Here is a 23212-nt window from a genome sequence, read left to right as displayed (position 1 = left end):
GGGTGATCCTATTGATCCGGGAACGTCCCGCGGACCGCCGCACCGGGGGCGGCTCACCGGGCGTAGTCGGGGTATCCGTAGCCGACGACGTCGGCGGTGGAGCGCACCTTGGACATGACCGAGTTGCCGACGTTGCCCTCCACGGTCTCGATCTTGCCCTGGCCCAGGGGCTTGACGACCAGCCCGACGTGGTCGATGCCGCTGATCCGCTTGCCGCCCGCCCAGTCGTAGAAGACGACGGCGCCGGGCTTGGGCTTGGTGCCCCAGCGGCCCTGGTCCTTGAACCACTCGGCGTGCTTGACGGTCCAGGCGTCGGCGCCCATCTGGTAGGTGAAGCCGGTCTTGCTGCCCAGCCAGGTGATGAACATCGAGCACCAGGCCGCGCGGTCGTAGGAACTCGTGGAGTCGCCGCCGTCCCGCTGCGTGGTCTGCTTGGCGCGCGGTGTCTCGGCGTACCACTTGCCGAACTTGCTCTCGCCCTGGTGGTCCTCGGAGACGCCGACCTGGGTCTTGGCCAGGCTGATCACGGAGGCGGCCTTGACGGCCTTCCGCTGGGTGGCGTTCCCCCGGGAGCCGTCCTTCGGGGCGTGCCCGCGGTCCTGGGCGACGACGCCCGAGCGGGACTGGTCGATGATGGGCGCGGTGGCCTGTGCGGTGGCCGCGACGGTGCCGACGGCGGTGGCGCCGAGGACGACGCCACCGACGGCGCGCAGCGCCAGAGCTTCGCGGAGAGAGGTCTTGCGGTGTTTACCTGACACGAGTGAGGTGCTCCTTGGCTTCCAATCCGCCTGCCGGGTTAGCTGACGGGTTCGGGCGTGGAAGTCGCCCTACGGCCCCGGTCAAGGGGCCGATTCACCCCGGAAAAGGCACATGGGTCCCCGGCTCCGCGCATGCGGACTCGGCGGGAGGCGTTCTGAACGGACGCCTCGCGGTTCACTGGGCAGTGGGATTGTGCAGGGGCGCGGGGTCACCGGATGCGGTGCCCGGCGCGCGGTCGTGCATCAACGGATGGACATGGTCCGGCCCTGAAGGCTGCCGGCGTGCCTGGCGCTGCGTGGCGCGTGTGGCGAAGGTTCGCGGCCGGGCCGGGTGATGCGCGGGCGACGCGTGGGACGCGCCGCGATGTCACTCAGGGTATCCAACACCTATGACCTGGCAAATCATCCGCAAAACGAAAACGGGCCGGGGTCAACCCCGGCCCGTTCGTGGTCAAGTGGCGGTCAGCCCCCGCCCTCAGGGGCGTCCGGCACTGTGGAAGTTCTGCCGGTAGTAGCCGGACGTGATGTTGACCACCTGGACGTTCTTGCCGCTGCTCGGCGCGTGGACCATCTGGCCGTTGCCCGCGTACATGCCCACGTGCCCGAGGCCGGAGAAGAACACCAGGTCGCCCGGCTGCAGGTTCTCGTAGGAGACCCGGCGGGTGGCGGCGTGCTGGGAGTGGGTGGTCCGGGTGATGGACACCCCGGCGGCGGCCCAGGCCTTCATGGTCAGCCCGGAGCAGTCGTAGGAGCCCGGGCCCTCGGCGCCGTACTGGTAGGGCTTGCCGATCTGGGCGTAGGCGAAGTTCAACGCGGTGCGGGCCGACCCGCTGGCGGGGCCGTTGTAGGTGGCGCCGACCGGGCCGCTCCGGGACGGCGTCGTGCCGCCGAGCCGGCGGATCAGCGCCTCCTGCGTCTTGATCGACTTCTCGACCTTGGTCTTCTGCGTCTTGAGCTCGTTGGCCTTGGCGAGCACCTCGTCGTAGGCGCCCTTGGCCTGCGCCTGCTGGCGCTGCACCCGCTGCGCGGCGGAGAGGAACTGGCTGATCTGCGAGCTGCGGTTCTCGGAGAGGTGGGTGAAGACCGCCACCTGGTCGAGGACCGTCTGCGGGTTGCCGGCCGAGACGAACTGGGTGACCTCGCCCATGTCGCCGTTCTTGTAGGCCGACGCGGCCATCTGGGCGATCTGGGTGCGCAACTGCTCGTACGTCGCCAGCTCCCGCTTGGCGGTCTTCTGGGTGGCGAGGTACTTCTTCTTGGCGGCCTTGAGGTCCTCGTTGACCTGGTTGTACTTCTCGACGAGCTGGTCGACCTGCTTGTTCAGCTTCTCGAGCTTCTTGCGCGCCTCGGTGACGGACGGTTCGGCATGCGCAACCCCGGTGGGCAGCACGAGCGTAACTGCCACGGCGAGGCAGGCGGTGCTCCAGATCCGGCGGGGGCGGTCACTGGCCACGGTTGCGGCACGCTCCTCTCATCCAGTTTGGGTACGCCGGATGACATTAGTAGCGAGCACCACCGGTCACAACCGGTTCATCCGTTCTTGTCAACGTTCTCTAGGTTTAACTTCGTTATGTAATCGGTCGATCACCATGCGCGCTCGGAGGTGTCGGGTGCGGGGTCCGGCGGTCAGCCGCGGCCGAGCCTGCGCAGCAGCAGCGTGGAGGACGCCGGGCGCGCCCCGGCCCGCCGGGCGGCGTCGGCGACCTCGCGGTCGGCGGAGACGACCACCACGGGCCGGCCGTGCGGCTCGGCCCGCACCAGGTCCCCGATCAGCTCGTCGGCGGTCTGCCCCGGCCGGCTGAACAGCACCCGCACCCCGCGCGGCGCCTTGATCGCGACCGGCGCGTCCAGCTCGGCACCGTCGAAGACACAGGTGATCTCGGCCCGGGTCCGGGCGGCCAGGCCGCCGAGCCCCTTCAGCAGGCGGGAACGCTGGTCGGCCAGGGGAAGCTCGCCGTACCCGGTCTTGGTCACGTTGTAGCCGTCGATCACCAGATGCACCTGGGGCAGCGTCAGTAGCTGGTCGAGCAGCCCCGGGTCGTCGTCGGACAGCGCCCGCCCCGGTGCGGCACGCTGGGCCGCCCGCTCGGGCTCGATCGCGCCCACCGTGTCGGCGGGCCGTTCGATCGTCGACGGCAGCGCCAGCTCCCGGCGCATTCCCTGGGCCGCGTCGAGCAGGGTGTCGAGCAGCATCCGCAACCGCAGGTCGTCGATGTTGCGGCCTTCCCGCCCGGCCCGGCGCGCCGTCTCGGCGGCGGCCTCGGCCTGGGCGAGCCGGGCGCGGAGCTTGCGCAGTTCCTTCTCCGCGGCGGCGGTGGCCTCGCGGGCCGTGACCCGCTCGCGCTCGGTCTCGGCGGCCAGTTCCTCGGCCCTGATCCGCGCGGCTTTGGCCTTGGTGCGCTCGTCGTGCAGCTTCCGCCGCAGCTCGGCGACCTCGGTCTTGGTCTCGCGCAGCTCGCCGCGCAGCCGGTCGATCTCCTCACCACGGGTGTTCCGGGCGGCGGCGAGCTCGGCGCGCAGGGTCGAGATGCGGCGCTCGGCGGCCTTCTCCTCGGCGGCGCCGGCGGAGCGTTCCAGCTCGTTCCGGGCGGTCGCCACGTGCCGGGTCCACCCCTGCGGCCGCAGCAGGTAGGCGAGCACGGCGACCTGGACGGGGTCGGCGGCGGCGGGGACCGAGCCCTCCGTCACCGCCTCGGCCAGTTCGGGCTGTGCCGTGCGCAGCGGCTCGGCCACCCGGGCCCGGAAGTCACGATCCCGCTCCAGCAGCGTGGCGATGTGCGGGCCCGCGTGCCGGGCGCGTTTGCGGCGTTCGAACCGGGCGAACCTGCGCAGCGGCATCGGGACGTCGTCCAGGGGGAGGGCGCCGATCAGTTCGGCGGCGGTCTCGACGACCTGCTGCCGGGCCGCTTCGGGGAGCGGCTGGTCGAGATGCTCTTCGGCCCCGCTGTCGATGGTCGTGCTCCTCCCAGGCCACCCCGAAATGAACCGGCCTCCCCGACAAGGGCGACCGAGCGTCCCTTTCAGGGTGTCATGCGTATGAGCAGGGCGAACCCGTCAGGTCGGCCCCGCCGCCCACCCTAGACGTCCCGGTGGACCCGCGTACCGCCCTCGGCGATAACCGAGATCGGACCGAATCCCGAGACATCCCGCGACCGCGGCCGGGAACGGGAGCGGGACAGGAAAGGAAGGGCGAAGGAGGGAACGGCGGGGTGACGACGGAGGATGTCGGTGGGATCACGTACGGTCCGGACATGACCAGCGTGCACCCGGCACAGGGCACTTTCGACGACCTGGGCACCCCGCTGTCCGAGGTCACGTTCGTGGTCGTCGACCTGGAGACCACCGGCGGGTCGCCGACCGGGTCGGCCATCACCGAGATCGGGGCGGTCAAGGTCCGCGGCGGCGAGCGGCTGGGCGAGTTCGCCACCCTGGTCGATCCCGGTAGGGAGATCCCCCCGTTCATCTCGGTGCTGACCGGCATCACCCAGCAGATGGTGGTGCAGGCGCCGCGCATCGAGACGGTGCTGCCGTCCTTCCTGGAGTTCGCCCGGGGCTGCGTGCTGGTCGCCCACAACGCGCCCTTCGACACGGGCTTCCTGCGCGCGGCCTGCACGGCCTGCGGGTACGCCTGGCCGGCGTTCCCGGTGGTCGACACCGTCGACCTGGCCCGGCGGGTGCTCACCCGCGACGAGGTGCCCGACTGCAAGCTGGGCACCCTGGCCCGGTTCTTCGGTGCCGGCACCGAACCCTGCCACCGGGCGCTGGCCGACGCCGCCGCCACCGTCGACGTGCTGCACGGCCTCATCGAGCGGCTCGGCTCCTTCGGCGTGCACTCCCTGGAGGAACTGCGCGGCTTCGCCCGGACGCCCACCCCCGAACAGCGCCGCAAGCGTCACCTGGCCGACGCCATCCCCAACGCCCCCGGCGTCTACCTCTTCGAGGACGAGCGGGGCGAGGTGCTGTACGTCGGCAAGAGCCGAGACCTGCGCACCCGGGTGCGCTCGTACTTCACCGCCTCCGAGACCCGCTGGCGGGTCCGCGAGATGGTGGGCATCGCCGAGCGGGTACGGCCGATCGTCTGCGCCACCGCGCTGGAGGCCGAGGTCCGCGAGCTGCGCCTGATCGCCGAGCACAAGCCCCGGTACAACCGGCGCTCCCGGCATCCCGAGCGGGCGCTCTGGCTGAAGCTGACCGTCGAGCCGTTCCCCCGGCTGTCGATCGTCCGCGAGTGCCGCGACGACGGCGCCGACTACCTGGGCCCCTTCTCCGCCACCCGGACGGCGGAGGAGGCGCGGGCCGCACTGCACGAGGCGGTGCCGCTGCGCCAGTGCACCCAGCCGCTGACCCTCCGCAAGATCTCGGCGGGCCGGGCCCGCGTCTGCGCCCTCGCCGAGATCGGCCGGTGCGGGGCGCCCTGCGTGGGCCGCGAGTCCGCGCAGGAGTACGCCCGGCACGTCGAGCGGGCCCGGGCGGTGATGTCGGGCGACGTCCTCCCGGTGGTGACGGCGGCCCGGGTGCGCATCGACCGGCTCGCGCTGGAACTGCGCTACGAGGAGGCCGCGGCGCAGCGCGACCGGCTGGCCGCGTTCCTGCGGGGCGCCGCGCGCAGCCAGCGGCTCACCGCGCTGTCGGGCTGCGCCGAGTTCGTCGCCGCCCGCCCGGCCGCCGACGGCGGCTGGGAACTGGCGGTCGTCCGGTACGGCAGGCTGGCCGCCACCGGCACCATCCCGTCGGGGGCGCACCCCCGCCCGTACGTCGACGCGCTGGTCGCCGCCGCCGAGACGGTCTTCCCCGGGCCGGGCCCGGCGGGCAGCGCGACCGCCGAGGAGATGGAGTGCGTGCTGCGCTGGCTCGACCCGCCCGGCGCCCGGCTGGTGGAGGTCGACGGCACCTGGAGCTGCCCGGCGGGCGGCGCCGAGCGGTGGCGCACCTGGATCGACCGGGCGTACGCCGATCACGTTCCGGGGGAGCGCGGGCGGCATGCTCTAAGGTGACTCAGGCCGGGACCGGCAGGGGACGAGAGGAGCCCGGGTGGCGCTGCCGCTCTATGACAGCCAGCCGACCAGGCGCCCGCCGTTGGTCACCTACCTCCTGGTGGCGGCCAATGTCGTGGTCTTCCTGATCACCCCCATGGCCGGTCTCGCCGGCGGGTACGGCGAGGGTCGGGCCCGCGAGTGCGCGCAGGTGCAGTTCACGCTGGAGCACGGCGCCGTCCCCCGGGAACTCACCAGCAACGAGCAGCAACCCGTGCCGGCCCAGGCCACCGCGCAGTGCCGGGTCGAGCCGTACGAGAAGACGCCGTGGCTGTCGGCCTTCACCTCGATGTTCCTGCACTCGGACTGGCTGCACCTGACCGGCAACCTGGTCGTCCTGTTCGTGGTGGGCGCCGGGGTGGAGGACCGGCTGGGCCGGTTGCGATACCTGCTGAGCTACCTGCTGTTCGGGCTGGCCGCCGTGTACGGCTACGCGTTCGCCTCGCCCGACTCCCCGATCCCGCTGATCGGGGCCTCGGGGGCCATCGCCGGGGTGCTCGGCGCGTACCTGATCCTCAACCCGCGGGGCCGGATCGTCAGCCTCGTCCCCCCGCTGATCGTGATCCGGCTGCCGGTCTGGGTGGTGCTGGGCTACTGGTTCGTGTTCCAGTGGCTGGCCCTGGGCGACGCGGACAGCAACGTCGCCTACCTCGCGCACATCTGGGGGTTTCTCGCCGGGATGGCCTTCGCACTGGTGGCCCGCAGGGCAGGGCCGGGCCGCCGGCCGGTGGCGCTGTCGACCCGGTGAGGCTTGTAGGGTCGGACGCGCTCATCCGCCAGGCAAGGAGGCCGAATGATCACGGCGATCGTGCTGATCAAGACCGATGTGGCCCAGATCCCCGAGGTGGCCGAGGCCGTCGCCGCCCTCGACGGGGTCAGCGAGGTCTACTCCATCACCGGAGAGCACGATCTGGTCGCGATGGTGCGCGTGCGCCGGCACGACGACCTGGCCGAGGTCATCCCCGGCCGGCTCAACAAGATCCCGGGCATCGTGCACACCGAGACGCACATCGCCTTCCGCACCTACTCCCGGCACGACCTGGAGGCCGCGTTCTCGCTGGGCCTGCCGGAGTGACGATCTTCTAGGGGCGAAGCGCCTGCGAGACCTCGGCCCAGCGGGCCAGCAGTGCCGTGGCGGCACCCGAGTCGACCGCCTCGCCGGCCCGGGCGTACGCGGCGCGCAGCGCCTCGACGAGCGCGGCGGGCTCGGGCGTGCCCTCGCCGGCCACCAGCAGCGCGGCGGCGTTGAGCAGCACGATGTCGCGGACCGGCCCGGTCGCCCCGGCGAACAGGTCGCGCACCACCCGGGCGTTGTAGACGGCGTCGGCGCCGCGCAGGTCCTCGATGGCGGCCCGGGCGATGCCCAGCTCGGCGGGGTCGAAGGAGACCTCGGTGGCGGTGCCTTCGCGGACCACCCACACCGTCGAGGGCCCGGTGGTGGTGAGCTCGTCGAGCCCGTCGTCGCCCCGGAACACCAGCGACGAGCAGCCCCGCTCGGCGAAGACGCCCGCCATCACCCCCGCCATCCGCGGGTGGAAGACACCGACCGCCTGCGCCCGCGGCCAGGCCGGGTTGGCCAGCGGCCCCAGGAAGTTGAAGACCGTGGGGGTGCCCAGCTCACCGCGCGCCTTGGCCACGTGCCGCAGCGCCGGGTGGAACAACGGCGCGAAGCAGAACGTGATGCCGACCTCCTCGGCGACCCGCGCGGTCTGCCCGGGCGGCAGGTCGATCGCCACGCCCAGCGCCTCGAGCACGTCGGCGGAGCCGCAGCTGGAGGAGGCCGCACGGTTGCCGTGCTTGACGACCTTCAGCCCGGCCGCGGCCGCCACGATCGAGCCCATGGTCGAGATGTTCACCGTGTGGGCCCGGTCGCCGCCGGTGCCGACCAGGTCGGCGAAGTGGCCGGACACCTCGATGCGGGTGGCGTTGGCGAGCATGCCCTCGGCCAGCCCGGCCACCTCGGCCACGCTCTCGCCCTTGGCCCGCATGGCCACCGCGAACCCGGCGATCTGCACGTCGGTGGCGTCGCCCGACATGATCTCGTGCATCGCCCAGGCGGTCTCCTCGGAGGTGAGGGAATCGCCGTCGAGCAGCGCGTTGAGCAACGCCGGCCAGGTCTTGCGAGCGTCCATGGGTGTCCTCGGGATCAGGTGAATCGAGGGCGGAGAGAGCGGGTCAGAGCACGGGCAGCCGGCCGGCCCGGCGCTGCCGCAGCAGCGCGGCGACCGCGTCGGCCACGGCCATCGGGTCGAGCGGTTCGGCCACCACGGCGTCGGCACCGGACCAGGTCGCCAGCCAGCCGTCGTCGCGGCGGGCGATGGTCACCAGCACCGGCGGGCAGTCGTAGACCTCGTCCTTGGCCTGCCGGCAGATGCCCAGCCCGCCCGCGGGCTGGGCCTCGCCGTCGAGGACCGCGACGTCGATGTCACCGTGGTCGAGCCGCTCCACCACGGCGGGCTGGGTCGCGCACTCGGCGTACTCGACCATGGGGAGGTCGGCGGCGGGGCGGCGGCCGATCGCGGAGATGATCTGAGCGCGGGTGCGGGCGTCGTCGCTGAAGACGAGGACCGTCATGGGCGCGTCGGCGGTGGTCATGGCTAGCAGGCTACCGGCCCGCGCGGCGCCCGTCAGCCGGGCTTGCGGGGCGGCGGAGAGCGCGGATGTGAACCCCCTAATGGGGGGTCCTGCACCGTACCCCGCTTGGGTGACGTAATAATGTGGCCCGTGGCAACAGCATCCGCGATTAAGACAACACCCCACGCCCGGGTGAATCGTCCCAACTTGGTGAGCGTGGGGACGATCGTTTGGTTGTCGTCCGAGCTCATGTTCTTCGCGGCCTTGTTCGCGATGTACTTCACGATCCGCTCGGTGACCCTGAGCGAGAACGGCGAGTGGCCGCAGGCCCACCTCGATCTGCCGTTCGCCGGGTTCAACACGACGATCCTGGTGCTGTCCAGCGTCACCTGCCAGATGGGCGTGTTCAAGGCCGAGGCCGGCAAGGTCGGCCGGGACGGCAGCCTGTTCAACCCGCGCAGCTGGGGTCTGCGCGAGTGGTACGTCCTCACCTTCCTCATGGGCGCCTACTTCGTCGCCGGGCAGGTCATCGAGTACACCAAGCTGGTCCACGAGGGCGTCACGCTCTCGTCGTCGGCCTACGGTTCGGTGTTCTACCTGACCACGGGCTTCCACGGGCTGCACGTGACCGGCGGTCTGATCGCGTTCCTCTTCGTCCTGGGACGCACGTACGCCGCGAAGCGCTGGACGCACGGCCAGGCGACGAGCGCCATCGTCGTGTCGTACTACTGGCACTTCGTGGACGTGGTCTGGATCGGCCTGTTCGCGACCATCTACCTGCTCGACCTCCACTGATCCCATGACCCGAACGGGGATTTCCGTGAACTGGTTCACCGCATGGCGACGGCGCCCGTGGGCGGGCTACGCCGTCGTGCTGGCGGCACTGGCGGCCACCGGCGTCCTGTACGCCGGGTTCACGCCGCAGACCGACCGCGCCGAGGCGGCCAACGCCGCGGCGGCGGCGCAGAGCCTGGAGAACGGCCGGCAGCTCTACAACAAGAACTGCGCGAGCTGCCACGGCCCGCAGGCCGAGGGCACCAAGGACGCCAAGGGCAACCCGCTGGCGCCCAGCCTGATCGGCGTCGGCGCCGCGTCCGTCGACTTCCAGGTCAGCACCGGTCGGATGCCGGCGATGAACCCGGGCGCCCAGATGCCGCGCAAGACCCCGGTCACCGACTTCAACACCTCGGTCGAGGACCCCAAGCAGCGCGCCCAGGCGGCCCAGAACCTCAAGGACCTCACGGCGTTCGTCGCCACCTTCGGCGGCGGCCCGGCCATTCCGGGCGCCGCCCAGGTCGACCCCAAGGGCGGCGACGTCGCGCTCGGCGGCAAGCTCTTCCGCACCAACTGCGCCCAGTGCCACAACTTCGTCGGCGCGGGCGGTGCGCTCACCGGCGGCAAGTACGCGCCGCCGCTGCACGAGTCGACGCCGACGCAGATCTACGAGGCGATGCTCACCGGCCCCCAGGCCATGCCGATCTTCAACGACACGACGCTCACCGAGAAGGACAAGCGCGCGATCATCGCCTACATCGTCCAGACGCGTGAGGAGCCCAACCCCGGCGGCTTCGGCCTGGGCCGCATCGGCCCGGTCTCGGAGGGGCTGGTCGGGTGGCTGGTCGGGATGGGCATGCTCGTCCTGGCCGCGATGTGGATCACCGCCAAGAAGCCCAAGAAGCTGAAGAAGTCATGAGCGATCACAAGGACACGGGCGGCCCCCTCGAACCCGAGGACTCCGCCGCCGAGAACGGCCGGACACCACGCAAGGTGATCGGCACGCCGCCGCAGACCGGTACGCTGCTGGCCGCCGAGGAGGAGCCCGCGCCGCAGGGCGCCGGGGACGAGCTCGACGAGGCGTCGGCCAAGCGGGCCGAGCGCGTCATCGCCTCGCTCTTCCTGCTGGCCAGCGCCTCCAGCGTCGCCTTCATCGCGTACTACATCGGGTGGAGCGGCCGCAACGGCGGCATGCACGGCATCGACCGGGCGCTGGAGTCCAACCTCTGGCTCGGCGGCACCATGGCGGTGTCGTTCCTGGCCATGGCGATCGGCATCACCCTGTGGGTGCGCCGGCTGATGACCAGCAAGCAGATCGTCCAGCAGCGGGGCGACCTGCGGTCGGACGAGCCGACCCGTCAGGCCTTCACCGAGGACTTCCTGGACGGCGCCGAGGACAGCGCGATCACCAAGCGCCCCCTGCTGCGCCGCACGCTCCTGCTGGCCGCCGCGCCGCTGGGGCTGGCGCCGCTGGTGCTGCTGCGCGACCTGGGCCCGCTGCCCGAGAAGAAGCTGCGCAGCACCTACTGGGGCCCGGCCGTCGCCAAGGCCAAGGCCGGTGGCAAGAAGGGCGTCCGCCTGGTCGTGGACGGCACCGACAAGCCGCTGCGGGCCAGCGACTTCGCCTCGCCCGGCGGCATGATCACCGTGCTGCCCGAGGGCATCCACCACGCGGACCACGCGCTCAACGAGATCGCCAAGGCGGTCACGATCCTGATCAACGTTCCGGCCGACAAGTTCAAGCCGGCCAAGGGCCGGGAGAACTGGCACGTCGGCGGGATCGTGGCCTACTCCAAGATCTGCACGCACGTGGGCTGCCCGGCGGCGTTGTACGAGCAGACGACGCACCACATCCTGTGCCCGTGCCATCAGTCGACCTTCGACGCCACCGACGCGGCCAAGGTCATCTTCGGACCGGCGGCGAGGTCGCTGCCACAGTTGCCGATCACCACTGACGACGAGGGCTACCTCATCGCCACCGGGGACTACCCCGAGCCGGTCGGCCCGAGCTTCTGGGAGCGGGGATGAGCGAGAAAAGTGCCCCCAAGGCCGTCGATGCTCCGCTGAACTTCATCGACGACCGGCTGGGTTCCACCACCTTCCTCAAGCGCAACATGAAGAAGGTGTTTCCGGACCACTGGTCGTTCATGCTGGGTGAGATCGCGCTCTACTCGTTCGTCATCCTGCTGCTGACCGGCACCTTCCTGACGCTCTGGTTCAAGCCGAGCATGCTGGAGGTGGCCTACGACGGCTCCTACACGAAGCTGAACGGCGTCATGATGAGCGAGGCGTACGCCTCGACGCTGCACATCAGCTTCGACGTGCGCGGCGGTCTGCTGATGCGGCAGATCCACCACTGGGCCGCCATCCTCTTCATGGCGTCGATCATGGCGCACATGCTGCGGGTGTTCTTCACCGGCGCGTACCGCAAGCCGCGCGAGCTCAACTGGCTGATCGGCATCGGCCTGTTCACCCTCGGCATGGTGGAGGGCCTGTTCGGCTACTCGCTGCCGGACGACCTGCTGTCGGGCACCGGTCTGCGGATCACCCAGGGTGTGGCCGAGTCGATCCCGGTGGTCGGCACCTACATCTACATGTTCCTGTTCGGCGGCGAGTTCCCCGGCGAGGAGATCATTCCTCGGCTCTACACGCTGCACGTGCTGCTGATCCCGGGAATCATCCTGGCGCTGGTCACCGCGCACATGATGATCATGTGGCATCAGAAGCACACCCAGATGCCCGGCCCCGGCCGCACCAACGAGAACGTCGTCGGCTACCCGATGTACCCGGTGTTCATGGCCAAGACCGGCGCGTACTTCATGTTCACCTTCGGGGCGCTGGCCCTGCTGTCGACCTTCGCCCAGATCAACCCGATCTGGCTGTTCGGGCCGTACGACCCGGGCGCGATCTCGTCGGGCTCGCAGCCGGACTTCTACATGGGCATCCTCGAAGGCTCGCTGCGGATCATGCCCAACTGGGAGACCTCGGCGTTCGGGCACACGGTGAGCTGGAACGTCCTGATCCCGGCACTGGGCCCGCTCGGCATCATCTTCACCGGTGCCGCGCTGTTCCCGTTCATCGAACGGTGGGTGACCGGTGACCAGCGGGTGCACCACCTGAACGAGCGTCCCCGCAACGCCCCGGTCCGCACCGGTGTGGGCATGGCGGCCGTCGCCTTCTACGGCATCCTCTGGCTGGCCGGCGGCAACGACGTGATCGCCGAGAAGTTCCAGGTCTCGCTGTTCGCCACCACCTGGTTCTTCCGGTTCGCGGTGTTCCTCGGCCCGATCCTGGCCTTCGTCATCACCCGCCGGATCTGCCTGGGCCTGCAGCGCAGCGACGCCGCCGTGCTCCACCACGGCGTCGAGAGCGGCACCATCCGGCAGACCCCCGAGGGCGAGTTCTACGAGGTGCACGTCCCGGCGAACGAGCAGGACAGGGCCGTGCTCCTCAGCAAGGAGAACGCCTCCCCGGCACCGGCGATCGAGGATGCCAGCGGCATCCCGGCACCGGGCAGCCGCGGCCCGCTCGGCTTCCTGCGGACGAGGCTGCACCGCTTCTGGACCTTCGACGACATCCCCGTCGAGGAGCACGCCCACAACGGCGGGCACCACGACGAGCACGAGGCCGTCGAGAAAGAGGAGCGCAAGGAACTCACCCGCGGCTAGCACGCGCGGTACCGGAGCCCGCCACCGTTCCCGGTGGCGGGCTTCGTCGATCGAGGGGAGCGGCGTGTCCAAGACCCTGGTGGTGACGAACGACTTCCCGCCCCGGCCGGGCGGGATCCAGGCGTTCGTGCACAACCTCGCCCGGCTGCGGCCACCCGGCTCGGTCGTCGTCTACGCCCCGGCCTGGCGGGGGGCGGCGGAGTTCGACGCCGGGCAGCCCTTTCCGGTGGTGCGGCACCCGACGTCGCTGATGTTGCCGGAGCCGACCGTGCTGCGCCGGGCCGGGGACGTCCTGCGGGCCGAGGGGTGCGACTCCGTGCTGTTCGGCGCGGCGGCGCCGCTCGGGCTGCTGGCCCCCGCGCTGCGCCGGGCGGGGGCCGGGCGGCTGGTCGGCCTGACGCACGGGCACGAGAGCGGCTGGGCCGCGCTGCCGGTGGCGCGCGGGCTGCTGCGCCGGATCGGCGACGGCCTGGACGTGCTGACCTACCTGGGGGAGTACACCCGCTCCCGGATGGCCCGCGCGCTGTCGCCGGCGGCGACCGGGCGGATGGCCCGGCTGGCGCCGGGCGTGGACGAGAAGCTCTTCCGGGCCGGGGCGGGCGGCGCGGAGATCCGGCGCCGGTACGGTCTGGCGGGACGTCCGGTGGTGGTCTGCGTGTCCCGGCTGGTGCCGCGCAAGGGGCAGGACGCGCTGATCCACGCCTGGCCACGGGTGCTGCGCGCCGTGCCGGACGCCGCCCTGCTCCTGGTCGGCGGCGGCCCCTACCGGGCCGAACTGGAGCGGCTGGCGGCCCCGCTGGCCGGTTCGGTGGTCATTACCGGCGGGGTGCCCTGGGAGGAACTGCCCGCCCACTACGACGCCGGCGACGTGTTCGCCATGCCGTGCCGCACCCGGCGGCGCGGGCTGGACGTCGAGGGGCTGGGCATCGTCTACCTGGAGGCCTCGGCGACCGGCCTGCCGGTGGTGGCGGGCGACTCGGGCGGTGCGCCGGATGCGGTGCTCGACGGGGAGACCGGCCTGGTCGTGGACGGGCGGCGGGTGAACCCGCTGGCGGACGCGCTGGTCGGGCTGCTGCGGGATCCCGGCCGGGCGAAGGAGATGGGTGCTCGGGGCCGCGCGTGGGTGGAGCGCGAGTGGCGCTGGGAGATCCAGGCGGACCGGCTGGCCACCCTGCTGGAACCGTAGGCTGGAACCGTAGCTCCGGCCACCCGTCCTTCCGGCGGAGGAGGGACCGTTTCGGCGAGATCCGCACCGCCCCGGGCATGAGCCACGCCCGGGGCCGGGCCGAGTGCCGTGACCGGAGGCGGACCGAGGGCCGCGACGGCCGCCGCCTGTCGTGGGCACATCCGGTCTCCTCCTCCACCGGACCCGTGGTGGAGGACCACGGGCAAAAAGGACGTTAGACGCCGCAAAGGCATTTGTGGCGGCTCTTAGGACTGCGTTAAGGATTACCTCAGCCGGGCCTAATCCACCCCTCTGGACACCCTGTGCCACCGGGCTTCCCGTGCCCTAAAAAGCAGGTTTTTCTGGAGAAATCTCAGTACTGAAGTGAGCTAATTCCGCCGGTAGGCGTATGCTTCCGCCTGATTGGTGTTCGACGCGCCGCCATCCCGAGGGGGCGCCCGGGCACCCGGGAAGACCGCCGGGCTGAGCGGGCCCGCAGAAGAGGCGGTCGTCCCGAGCACCTCAGTCCGGCGTGCACCGGGCCACGGCCCGGTGCAGGCAGATACTCGCTGTTCGGCATCGCCATGAACTCCGCCTCGCCAGAGGAGAGGTCATGGCAGGACGTGAGAGCCGGGGGCGGCGTCGCGGCGCCCCACCGGAGCCTGTCTGGTGGCAGGAATCCCGGCGTGATCATGAATCCCGGCGTGAGCCCGGCCTGTGGTGGGAGAAGGCCGAGCAGGTCGACTGGGACCGTTTCTGGGAGTCCCCGTCCCGCCGCACCCGCCGCCGTGCCCAGGCTCCCCGCCGCACCACGACACCCCCTGGCGCCAAGCGCGGCGCACCCCGGACGGACCCGCCGGCCGAGCCGGCGCGCCCGGCCCGGCCGGGCCCGCCCCCGCGGGGCAGGCGTGGTGCACCGCGGACGGACCCGACGGGCGAGACGGCGCGTCCCGCGCCCCCGCGGGGCAGGCGCGGCGGGCCGCGGGCGGAGTCGCGAAGCGAACCGGCGCGCCGGGAGCGGCCGGCGCGCGGCGGCAAGCAGAAGCGGGCCGCCAGGCGCGACACCCGGCCGATGCGGGCGGTCGCGCCGCGCCGGGCGCACGCACCGGTGGACCGGGTGACCGGCGGGACCGTCGCGGTCGTCGCACTGGTCGGCCTCGCCATGATCGCGGTCGTCGAGCGCTCCGTGCTGGAGGGCCCGCTGCCCGGCTCGCCGCCGGAACAGGCCGCGCTCGGCGCCCCCGTGCCGCGAGCCTCCCCGGACCGCACCGGCAAGCCCGCTCCACCGGCGCCGCAGGCCCCGCCGATCGACACCCTGAACGACCAGATCCGCAACCTCACCCTGACCCAGCGCGGCCCCGTCGCCCGCCAGGCCTACGGTGCCCCGGGCCAGCCGCCCCGGCTCGGCGCCACCCGCTTCAGCCTCGACCGCACCTGGGCGTTCGGGACCACGGCCATCCCCGTCCCGGCCGAGCGGGCCGCGATGCCGCAGGTCGCGCTGTTCCTGGCACGCTGGTCGGACGGGCAGTGGCGGACGGCCCTCGCGGGGACCCCGGAGTTCACCGAAATGCTCGGCCAGGCCCCGGCGCAGATGATGCCGGCGTCCGAGCGCCGGATCCTGACCCGCTACGGCGAGGCCGCGGCCGTCCCGAAGCCCGCCGGGCTGATGCTGCCCTGGCGGATCGGCGGTTCCTGGACCATGACGGCCGGGGCCGCCGAGACCGGCCAGGGCACCCGGCCGCTCGGTGTGATCGCCTTCCGCGGTGGCGACGGCCGGGTGCTCGCCCCCGCCGACGGCCGGCTCTACCGGTTCTGCGGGGCGACCCCGGGGCGCGGACTGGTCATGATCATCCACGACAACGGTCTGGCGTCGGTGTACTACCAGCTCACGCAGGTGACCACCGTGCCCGACGGCTCTCCGGTCCGGCGCGGCACCCTGCTCGGCCGGACCGGGGTCGACCGGCCCTGCGGCGGCGCTTCGGCGGCCCTGCCCCAGGTGCTGTTCTCGCTGCGCCACGGCGCCGACGACGTGCCCTTCGACGGGACGGCCCTCGGCGGCTGGCGGCTGCGCGAGCGGGCCAGCCCCGCGATGGGCTGGGCCGAGCGGGGGGACAAGCAGGTGCTGCCCGGCGGGGCGCTGACCAACTTCGGGCCGCTGCCGCCCCCCGCCGTCAAGCCGACCCCCGCGCCCAAGCCCTCCACCGCGCCACCGGACAACCCGCTGGACAACCTTCTCGACAGGAGAGCCGACTAGTGGAAAGCCAGCTCAGTGACCGGCCCCTGCTGCCCCGTTGGGCGCCGTACACGGCCGTCGCCGCGGCGGCCTTCGTGCTCGTCGCGGTGGCCACGCCGCCCGGCGCCGCCGCGGCTGTCGTGGTGCAGAGTTTCCTCGTCTACTACTCCGGGGTGTTCGCCCTGGTCGCCCTGTCGATCTCGGTGATGACCGGGCTGCTCGCCACCGAGCGGCTGCTGCTGAAAGTCCATCACCGCGTCCTCGCCCAGGCTCTGCACCGCGCGTCCTCGGTGCTCGCGGTGACGTTCCTGACCGCGCACCTCCTGGTGCAGACGCTCGGCGGGCAGGTGCGGCCCGATCAGATCGTGGTCCCGCGGGCCGAGCCGATCGGTTTCGGCGCGCTCGCCTTCGACCTGTTGCTGGTGATCCTGGTGACCGGCCTGCTGCGCAGACGGTTCGCGCTGGGCGGCAGGCCGTGGCTGTGGCGGGCGCTGCACGCGCTGGCGTACGTGGCCTGGCCGGTGGCGATCACGCACGGGTTGACCGCCGGCCGGGCGCCCGCCGTCTGGGTGGAGTGGGGTTACACGATCTGCCTTGCCGGGGTGGCCCTGTCGCTGCTCACCCGGCTGCTGGTGACCGTCCGCCCGCGCGGTTCCCGTACCGTGCCCGAGCCGCGGTACGCGTCCGCTGAGGAGCGGGCTGTCGCCCGGAGCGGCGTGCAGCAGGGGGCGGAGGTGCCGCGATGACGACGACCACCGTCCTGAGCATCGGCGGGCCCCGCCTCACCATGGGCTTCGACCGGTTCGACCGGCTGGACCTGGACCGGCACCGGGCGGTGCACGGCGGGCTGCCCGAACTGGACCTGGACGAGCTGATCGAGATGGCCGAGAAGATCGAGATGCGCGGCCGGGGCGGTGCGGCGTTCCCGTTCGCCCGCAAGATCATGGCGGTCGCCCGCCGGGCCGGGCTGCGGTCCAGCGAGGTGACGCTGCCCGGCGAGCGGCGCGAGGGCCGGCCCGGCAAGGCGGTCGTGGTGGTCAACGGAGCGGAGGGCGAGCCGGGCAGCGCCAAGGACAAGGTGCTGCTCACCCGGGCGCCGCACCTGGTGCTCGACGGCGCCGCGGTCGCCGCCCGCGCGCTCGGCACCAAGGACGTCGTGCTGGCTGTCGAGGACGAGGCCGCCGCCCGCTCGGTGCGCAAGGCCGCGGCCGAGCGGCGGATGTCGGTGCGGGTGGTCCGGCTGCCCGAACGGTTCATCTCCGGTGAGAGCGGCGCGGTGATCCGTGCTATCAACGGCGAGACCCCCATCCCGCCCGGCCGCAAGGTGCTGGCCGCCGATTCCGGGGTGGACCGGCGGCCGACGCTGCTGAGCAACACCGAGACCTACGCCCAGCTCGCCGTGCTCGCCTCGCTCGGCCCCGACCTGTACGCCTCGGTCGGCACTGACAGCGAGCCGGGCACCACCCTGCTGACCGTCGGCGGTACCAGCGTGGTGGAGGTTCCGCTGGGCACTTCGCTCGGCGCCGTCCTGGAGCGGTGCGACGTCACCGTGGGCCAGGGGCTGCTGGTCGGCGGCTACCACGGGGCCTGGATCACGCCGGCGGCGATCCCGATGGCCCGGGTCTCCCGGGCCGGAATGGAGGCGGCCGGCGGGGTGCTGGGCGCGGGGATCATCCTGGCGCTGACCCCCGGCACCTGCCCGCTCGGCGAGGTCCTCCGGATCGCCGAGTACCTGTCCGGGCAGTCCGCCGGCCAGTGCGGGCCGTGCCGGATGGGGCTGCCCGACATGGTGCGGGCCCTCGCCGCGCTGGCCGACGGGTCGGGCGGGGTGGAGGAGATCCGGCACGCCGCCGGGGTCGGCAGGGGCCGGGGCGCGTGCGCCCACCCCGACGGCACGGCCCGGTTCGTGCTGTCGGCGCTGGACGTGTTCGCTGGCGACATCGCGGCGCACCGGCGCGGCGGTTCGTGCGGGCTGCCGGTGTTCGGGGTGTTGCCGCTGCCGGTGCCCACCGGTGCGGAGACCCGGCTGTCGGTCGACTGGACGCGCTGTGACGGGCACGGGCTGTGCGCCTACCTCGTCCCCGAACTGGTCCGGCTCGATCGGTACGGGTACCCGGTCATGCTCGGCTCCGAGATCCCGGTCTGGTTGGAGCGGGACGTGCAGCGGGCGGTGTCCATGTGCCCCGCGCTGGCATTGCGGGTGACGAGTGCGTTGGGAGTTCCCGCGTCCAGAGGAGCCGGATCACGAAAAAAATAATTATCGGGTGAACCCTCGGCCGGAGGGGATGCGTATTACCGGTGAGCCGTCGGCGATCTGGCACCGGCGGGTGGTTGAAAGGCGGTATGCCGAGCAATGAGAAGGCACCGGACCAGGCGCCTCAGCCTTATCGAATTCCTGGTTCTGGGCATTTCCCTGGTCCTCGCCGGGGCGGCGGCCTATGTCATCGCCCGCCCCTCCGCGGTGCCCGCCGACGGGCAGACGAGCCTGGGTACCAGCGCGACCACGCAGACCCGCTGGGGACCGCTGGACGCGGCGGACCGGGACCTGCTGGCGGCGGTCCGCAGGGCCGGGCTGTGGGAGGCTCCCACAGGTCAGCAGGCCCAGCAGCGTGGATCCAGCCCCCGGGTCAAGGAGATCGGGGGGCACATCGCCGCCGAGCACCTGGCACTGGACAAGGACGTGCGCGCCGTCGCCGCCAGGCTCGACGTCGTACTGCCCAGCCGGCCGAACCGGGACCAGGAGACCTGGATGGCCGAACTCACGCGCAAGTCCGGTGACGAGTACGACCGTGCATTCGTGTATCTGTTGCGGGCCGCACACGGAAAGGTCTTCGTCACCATCGCCAAGGTCAGGTCGACTACCAGAAATGCGCTCGTCCGGGATTTCTCGGCCCGGGCTAATGCGGCCGTACTGCGGCACATGTCATATCTGGAGAGCACCGGCCTGGTCAATTACTCCACCCTCAAGTGAGACCTCGAAGGAGATTTTCGATGGCCCGTAGAAAGCGAATAGCCGTGCTCCTGCCGGCGCTGGCGCTGGTCGCCGTCACGGCCGAGTGGACCCCGGCGGTGCCCCCCGCCCAGAGCCCGTCCACGGCGGTCGCGGCCGCGCACGGCCACCCCGGCCCGCACGGCCGCCCCGGCCGTCCCAGCCAGCCGCCCACGAGCGAACCATCGGCTCCGGCCGACCCCAGCGAACCGCCCGTCGACCCCTCCAACCCGCCCCTCGACCCGGGCGACCCGTCCGCGGACCCCTCCAACCCGCCGCTGGACCCGGGTGACCCGGTACCTTCCCCCGCCCCGTCGCAGAGCCCCGGCGACCCCGCCGACCTGGAGGGACCCACCCCGCAGGACTACGTGAACATCCGGCAGGTCGGCCGGACCGCGCGGGCCCCCCGCCCCGGGCGCAACGCCTCGCGGGGCACCTTCACCTCACGGTGCGGGCGCAACCAGAACGGCCACTACAACCCCGACAACTTCATCGTCGCGCCCGGCGTGCAGAACGGCGCCCACCACCTGCACGACTACGTGGGCAACCTGACGGCCGACGGCTTCTCCACCGACCAGAGCCTCGCCGCGGGCGGCACCACCTGCCAGGCCGGTGACCGCTCCAGCTACTACTGGCCGGTGCTGCGGCTGCGCGCCGGGCAGGACACCACCCCGCACGCCGAGCAGAGCAGGCAGGACGGCAACATCGGCCGGGTGCTCGTCCCCGCCTCGGTGAACCTGCAGTTCCGCGGCAACCCGCGGAGCAGGGTGGTCGCGATGCCGCGCTTCATCCGGGTGATCACCGGGGACGCCAAGGCCGCCACCAACGGTCCCGCCAACGCCCGGTCCCAGTGGACCTGCGGCGGGTTCACCAACCGGGTCACCACGCAGTACCCGCTCTGCCCGCGGGGCACCCAGGTGATGCGGGTCCTGGACTTCCCCAGCTGCTGGGACGGCCGCAACCTCGACTCGGCCAACCACCGCACCCACATCGTCTTCCCCGACGCCGCGACCGGCGCCTGCCCGGCCGGCACCCGCGCGGTGCCGCAACTGCGCATGACGATCGCCTACAACGTGCCGGCCAGGGTCGGGGCGTTCGCGCTCGACAGCTTCCCCGAGCAGCGGCACAACCCCGGCACCGACCACGGGGACTTCGCCAACGTGATGCCGGTCGGCCTGATGAACCGGGCCGTGAACTGCATCAACAGCGGGCGGCGCTGTTGAGCGCCGCCCGCCGGTCCACCGGTCACTTCGCGTACAGCGCCTCGATCTCGGCCTCGAAGTCGGCGGTGACGGCATGCCGCCGGATCTTGAGGCTGGGGGTCATGTGGCCGCCCGCCTCGGTGAAGTCGACGTCCAGGATGCGGTACTTCCGGATCGACTCGGCCTTCGACACCGACGTGTTGGCGTCGGCGACCGCGGCGTCGATGGCGGCCACGATGTCGGGGTCGTCGCGAAGCTCGGCGACGGTCGCCGTCGCCGGGCGGCCGTGGGCCTCCTTCCACCCGGCCAGCGCCTCCTCGTCGAGCGTGACGAGGCAGGCGATGAAGGGGCGGCCGTCACCGACCACCATGCACTGGCTGACCAGCGGGTGGGCGCGTAGTCGGTCCTCCAGCGGGGCGGGCGCGACGTTCTTGCCGCCGGCGGTGACCAGCAGTTCCTTCTTGCGGCCGGTGATCCGCAGGTAGCCGTCCTCGTCCAGGGCGCCGACGTCGCCGGTGTGCAGCCAGCCGTCGACCAGGACCTCTTTGGTGGCGGTCTCGTTGTGCCAGTAGCCCCGCATGACGTCGACGCCCTGGACGAGCACTTCGCCGTCGTCGGCGATCCGCACGGTCACTCCGGGGATCGGCTGCCCGACCGTGCCGACCCTGATCGCGCTGGGCCGGTTGACCGACACCGGGGCGGTCGTCTCGGTCAGCCCGTACCCCTCCAGGATGGTGATGCCGACGCCGCGGAAGAAGTGGCCGAGCCGCTCGCCCAGCGCCGCCCCGCCGGAGACCGCGTACTCCACCCGGCCGCCGACGGCCTCGCGCAGCTTGCCGTACACCAGCCGGTCGAAGAGCCGGTGCTTGAGGCGCAGCCCGACCCCCGGACCGCCCGCCTCCAGCGCCCGGCTGTAGGCGATCGCGGTCTCCGCGGCGGAGTGGAAGATCTTGCCCTTGCCGCCCGCGGCGGCCTTCTGCTCGGCGCCGTTGTAGACCTTCTCGAAGACCCGCGGCACGGCGAGCAGGAACGTCGGCCGGTAGGAGGCCAGGTCCGGCAGCAGGCTGGGGATGTCGCTGTGCCCCAGGATGATGCCGGCCTCGATGCAGGAGATCTGGATCAGCCGGGCGAACACGTGCGCCAGCGGCAGGAACAGCAGCGTGGCGGCGCCGTCGATGATGATCTCGGCCATCGCGCTCTGGACGGCGTTGCGGGTGGTGACGGTGAAGTTGGCGTGGGTCAGCTCGCAGCCCTTGGGCCGCCCGGTGGTGCCCGAGGTGTAGATGATCGTGGCCAGGTCGGCGCCGGTGCGGCCGGTACGGCGGTCGGTCACCGTCGCGTCGGGGACGTCGGCGCCCGACTCCTCCAGCGTGCCGAGGGCGCCCGCGTCGATGGTCCAGACGTGGGCGAGGTCGGGCAGCTTGTCGCGCACCTCGGCGACGACGGCCTCGTGGCCGGCGGTCTCGACGAGGATCGCCCTGGCCCCCGAGTCGCTCACGATCCACTCCACCTGCTCGGCGGAGGAGGTCTCGTAGATCGGGACGGTGACGCCGCCGGCGGCCCAGATGGCGTAGTCGAGGACCGTCCACTCGTACCGGGTGCCGGAGAGCAGGGCGACCCGGTCGCCCGGCTCGATGCCCGACGCGATCAGGCCCTTGGCCGCCGCGGCGATCTGGTCGGCGAACTCGCGGGCGGTGATGTCCTGCCAGCCCGCGCCGGACTTGCGGCGCAGCACGACCTTCCGGGGGTCCTCGGCCGCCCGGTCGAACGGCGCGTCGGTCAGAGTGGCGGAGTCGGGGACTTCCACCATGAGGGGGACGCTGAACTCGCGCACGGTCATCCCTTCGTGAACATGGCAAACGGCCTGACGGACGCTACCCGCCGGATGCTACCGGCCGGTAGAAGGTGTCGTTTACATTCTCGTCACAACCTTCTTCCGCTGCCGGGACGCACGTGTTACCGCACGTCCATGGAACGGCAAAGCCGGGTGGCGTTTTCCACCTCGCCCCGCCCCGCGCAGTCGGTTGCCCTAGCCTGGTCCGGGCCGTCTTTTTCGCGGTCCGGCGCCCAGGGAGCCGGGGGGAATGCCGTGGCGCTGCTCGAAGTGATCGTCCTGACCGCCGCCGACGCGCAGGCCGCCGAAGAGGGCGGTGCCGGCCGGCTCGCCGTCGCCGCCGACATGACCACCGACGGGCTGACCCCCGATCCGATCACGGTCGCGCGCGTCCGCGCCGCCACCTCGCTGCCGCTCCGGGTCGTGCTGCGCGCCAACCCCGGATTCCGCACCACCACACCCGAACTCGACCGGCTGCGCCGGGCCGCCGAAGCCCTGGCCGAGGCCGGCGCCGACGGCTTCGCGTTCGGCTTCCTCGACCCGCTCGACCAGATCGACGTCGCCGCGACGGTCAAGCTCGCCGCGGACGTCGCCCCGCTGCCCTGGACGTTCCACCGGGCGCTGGACCGCGCCGCCGACCCCGACGCCGCCTGGCGGGCGATCGGCGAACTGCCCGGCCTCGACACGGTGCTGTCCGCCGGCTCCGCCCGGGGGCTGGACGCCGGAATCGGCGCGCTCGCCCGCCGCGCCACCGAGTGCCCCCGCGCCGCCGACCTGCTGATGGCGGGCGGCGGCCTGCGCCGCAAGCACGTGGCCGTCCTGGCCGCCGCGGGCGTCTCGGCCTTCTCCGTCGGCGGCCCCGTCCGCCCCGACGGGTCCTGGCAGACCCCGGTCGCCCCGGACCTCGTCCGTTCCTGGCACACCCTCGTCTCCGCCGCCTCCCCCTGACCGGTCCCGCCGGCGGACTCCTTCAGACCGGACC

20 protein-coding genes and 1 riboswitch are annotated in these 23212 nt (G+C 72.3%); of the genes, 14 read left to right on the top strand and 6 right to left on the bottom strand.

Features of this window, described 5'->3' with window-relative positions; translation table 11 throughout:
* Window positions 1–53: 53 nt before the first annotated feature.
* From DPM19_RS21800 to DPM19_RS21790, 3 genes are all read right to left on the bottom strand, one after another.
* A complete protein-coding gene (locus DPM19_RS21800) occupies window positions 54–758 on the bottom strand; it encodes a CHAP domain-containing protein (protein WP_111869820.1) in 705 nt (234 codons plus the stop codon).
* A gap of 13 nt (window positions 759–771) precedes the next feature.
* Window positions 772–914, bottom strand: a riboswitch (cyclic di-AMP (ydaO/yuaA leader).
* 319 nt (window positions 915–1233) lie between these two features.
* A complete protein-coding gene (locus tag DPM19_RS21795) occupies window positions 1234–2211 on the bottom strand; it encodes a C40 family peptidase (protein WP_233510626.1) in 978 nt (325 codons plus the stop codon).
* 173 nt (window positions 2212–2384) lie between these two features.
* On the bottom strand, window positions 2385–3596 hold the full coding sequence (locus tag DPM19_RS21790; RefSeq protein ID WP_233510625.1) for an NYN domain-containing protein: 1212 nt from the start codon (window positions 3594–3596) through the stop codon (window positions 2385–2387).
* Window positions 3597–4009: 413 nt separating this feature from the next.
* On the opposite strand from DPM19_RS21790, the gene DPM19_RS21785 reads away from it, so the two are divergent.
* The 3 genes from DPM19_RS21785 to DPM19_RS21775 are packed head-to-tail and all read left to right on the top strand — an operon-like array spanning window position 4010 to window position 6866.
* Window positions 4010–5752: a DEDD exonuclease domain-containing protein gene (locus DPM19_RS21785; RefSeq protein ID WP_111869949.1), complete on the top strand. Its 1743-nt coding sequence runs from the start codon at window positions 4010–4012 to the stop codon at window positions 5750–5752.
* A gap of 37 nt (window positions 5753–5789) precedes the next feature.
* Window positions 5790–6539, top strand: a complete 750-nt coding sequence (locus DPM19_RS21780; protein ID WP_111869818.1) for a rhomboid family intramembrane serine protease — start codon at window positions 5790–5792, stop codon at window positions 6537–6539.
* Window positions 6540–6584: 45 nt separating this feature from the next.
* Window positions 6585–6866 carry an Lrp/AsnC family transcriptional regulator gene (locus tag DPM19_RS21775; RefSeq protein WP_111869817.1) on the top strand — a complete coding sequence of 94 codons (282 nt, stop codon included), beginning with the start codon at window positions 6585–6587 and terminating at the stop codon, window positions 6864–6866.
* Between the two features lie 7 nt (window positions 6867–6873).
* On the opposite strand, the gene trpD is transcribed toward DPM19_RS21775, so the two are convergent.
* The gene (gene trpD, locus DPM19_RS21770) at window positions 6874–7923 is read right to left on the bottom strand and encodes an anthranilate phosphoribosyltransferase (RefSeq protein ID WP_111869816.1); all 1050 of its coding nucleotides are present in this window, start codon (window positions 7921–7923) and stop codon (window positions 6874–6876) included.
* A 43-nt stretch (window positions 7924–7966) separates the two neighbouring features.
* Complete coding sequence (locus DPM19_RS21765) at window positions 7967–8386, bottom strand: response regulator transcription factor (protein WP_111869815.1); 420 nt, start codon at window positions 8384–8386, stop codon at window positions 7967–7969.
* 120 nt (window positions 8387–8506) lie between these two features.
* Between DPM19_RS21765 and ctaE the strand changes: the two genes are divergently transcribed.
* From ctaE to DPM19_RS21715, 10 genes are all read left to right on the top strand, one after another.
* Complete coding sequence (gene ctaE / locus DPM19_RS21760) at window positions 8507–9160, top strand: aa3-type cytochrome oxidase subunit III (protein WP_111869814.1); 654 nt, start codon at window positions 8507–8509, stop codon at window positions 9158–9160.
* A 25-nt stretch (window positions 9161–9185) separates the two neighbouring features.
* Entirely contained in the window at window positions 9186–10058 is an 873-nt protein-coding gene (gene qcrC / locus DPM19_RS21755) for a cytochrome bc1 complex diheme cytochrome c subunit (RefSeq protein ID WP_111869813.1), read from the top strand.
* Window positions 10055–11167 (top strand): cytochrome bc1 complex Rieske iron-sulfur subunit, encoded by a 1113-nt coding sequence (qcrA, locus tag DPM19_RS21750; protein WP_111869812.1) that lies wholly within the window; start codon window positions 10055–10057, stop codon window positions 11165–11167. Before qcrC ends, qcrA begins: the two co-directional genes overlap by 4 nt.
* Window positions 11164–12807 (top strand): cytochrome bc1 complex cytochrome b subunit, encoded by a 1644-nt coding sequence (gene qcrB / locus DPM19_RS21745; protein ID WP_111869811.1) that lies wholly within the window; start codon window positions 11164–11166, stop codon window positions 12805–12807. Before qcrA ends, qcrB begins: the two co-directional genes overlap by 4 nt.
* Before the next feature lie 64 nt (window positions 12808–12871).
* Complete coding sequence (locus tag DPM19_RS21740) at window positions 12872–13993, top strand: glycosyltransferase family 4 protein (protein WP_111869810.1); 1122 nt, start codon at window positions 12872–12874, stop codon at window positions 13991–13993.
* A 592-nt stretch (window positions 13994–14585) separates the two neighbouring features.
* Window positions 14586–16226 carry a M23 family metallopeptidase gene (locus DPM19_RS21735; protein WP_111869809.1) on the top strand — a complete coding sequence of 547 codons (1641 nt, stop codon included), beginning with the start codon at window positions 14586–14588 and terminating at the stop codon, window positions 16224–16226.
* On the top strand, window positions 16226–16951 hold the full coding sequence (locus tag DPM19_RS21730) for a hypothetical protein (protein ID WP_111869808.1): 726 nt from the start codon (window positions 16226–16228) through the stop codon (window positions 16949–16951). The genes DPM19_RS21735 and DPM19_RS21730 overlap by 1 nt, the downstream gene beginning before the upstream one ends.
* Window positions 16948–18462, top strand: a complete 1515-nt coding sequence (locus DPM19_RS21725) for an NADH-quinone oxidoreductase subunit NuoF family protein (protein ID WP_111869807.1) — start codon at window positions 16948–16950, stop codon at window positions 18460–18462. The genes DPM19_RS21730 and DPM19_RS21725 overlap by 4 nt, the downstream gene beginning before the upstream one ends.
* A 96-nt stretch (window positions 18463–18558) precedes the next feature.
* Complete coding sequence (locus DPM19_RS21720) at window positions 18559–19176, top strand: DUF4142 domain-containing protein (RefSeq protein WP_111869806.1); 618 nt, start codon at window positions 18559–18561, stop codon at window positions 19174–19176.
* 20 nt (window positions 19177–19196) lie between these two features.
* Window positions 19197–20417 carry a DUF1996 domain-containing protein gene (locus tag DPM19_RS21715; protein WP_111869805.1) on the top strand — a complete coding sequence of 407 codons (1221 nt, stop codon included), beginning with the start codon at window positions 19197–19199 and terminating at the stop codon, window positions 20415–20417.
* A 22-nt stretch (window positions 20418–20439) separates the two neighbouring features.
* Here DPM19_RS21715 and DPM19_RS21710 read toward each other — a convergent pair whose 3' ends face one another.
* Entirely contained in the window at window positions 20440–22230 is a 1791-nt protein-coding gene (locus DPM19_RS21710) for an AMP-dependent synthetase/ligase (RefSeq protein ID WP_111869948.1), read from the bottom strand.
* 255 nt (window positions 22231–22485) lie between these two features.
* Here DPM19_RS21710 and DPM19_RS21705 point away from each other — a divergent pair, with 255 nt between their 5' ends.
* Window positions 22486–23178 (top strand): copper homeostasis protein CutC, encoded by a 693-nt coding sequence (locus DPM19_RS21705; RefSeq protein WP_111869804.1) that lies wholly within the window; start codon window positions 22486–22488, stop codon window positions 23176–23178.
* Window positions 23179–23212 lie beyond the last annotated feature (34 nt).

The organism is Actinomadura craniellae (assembly GCF_003289645.1).
Lineage (GTDB): Bacteria > Actinomycetota > Actinomycetes > Streptosporangiales > Streptosporangiaceae > Actinomadura_D > Actinomadura_D craniellae.
This window is presented reverse-complemented; position numbering and strand designations above follow the sequence as displayed.

Excerpts from the sequence above, each read along its gene's own strand:
- DPM19_RS21790 (WP_233510625.1), bottom strand. The coding sequence starts at position 3,596 with ATGCCGCTGCGCAGGTTCGCCCGGTTCGAACGCCGCAAACGCGCCCGG.
- DPM19_RS21785 (WP_111869949.1), top strand. The coding sequence starts at position 4,010 with ATGACCAGCGTGCACCCGGCACAGGGCACTTTCGACGACCTGGGCACC.
- DPM19_RS21775 (WP_111869817.1), top strand. The coding sequence starts at position 6,585 with ATGATCACGGCGATCGTGCTGATCAAGACCGATGTGGCCCAGATCCCC.
- trpD (WP_111869816.1), bottom strand. The coding sequence starts at position 7,923 with ATGGACGCTCGCAAGACCTGGCCGGCGTTGCTCAACGCGCTGCTCGAC.
- DPM19_RS21765 (WP_111869815.1), bottom strand. The coding sequence starts at position 8,386 with ATGACCACCGCCGACGCGCCCATGACGGTCCTCGTCTTCAGCGACGAC.
- ctaE (WP_111869814.1), top strand. The coding sequence starts at position 8,507 with ATGTGGCCCGTGGCAACAGCATCCGCGATTAAGACAACACCCCACGCC.
- qcrA (WP_111869812.1), top strand. The coding sequence starts at position 10,055 with ATGAGCGATCACAAGGACACGGGCGGCCCCCTCGAACCCGAGGACTCC.
- qcrB (WP_111869811.1), top strand. The coding sequence starts at position 11,164 with ATGAGCGAGAAAAGTGCCCCCAAGGCCGTCGATGCTCCGCTGAACTTC.
- DPM19_RS21735 (WP_111869809.1), top strand. The coding sequence starts at position 14,586 with ATGGCAGGACGTGAGAGCCGGGGGCGGCGTCGCGGCGCCCCACCGGAG.
- DPM19_RS21725 (WP_111869807.1), top strand. The coding sequence starts at position 16,948 with ATGACGACGACCACCGTCCTGAGCATCGGCGGGCCCCGCCTCACCATG.
- DPM19_RS21720 (WP_111869806.1), top strand. The coding sequence starts at position 18,559 with ATGAGAAGGCACCGGACCAGGCGCCTCAGCCTTATCGAATTCCTGGTT.
- DPM19_RS21715 (WP_111869805.1), top strand. The coding sequence starts at position 19,197 with ATGGCCCGTAGAAAGCGAATAGCCGTGCTCCTGCCGGCGCTGGCGCTG.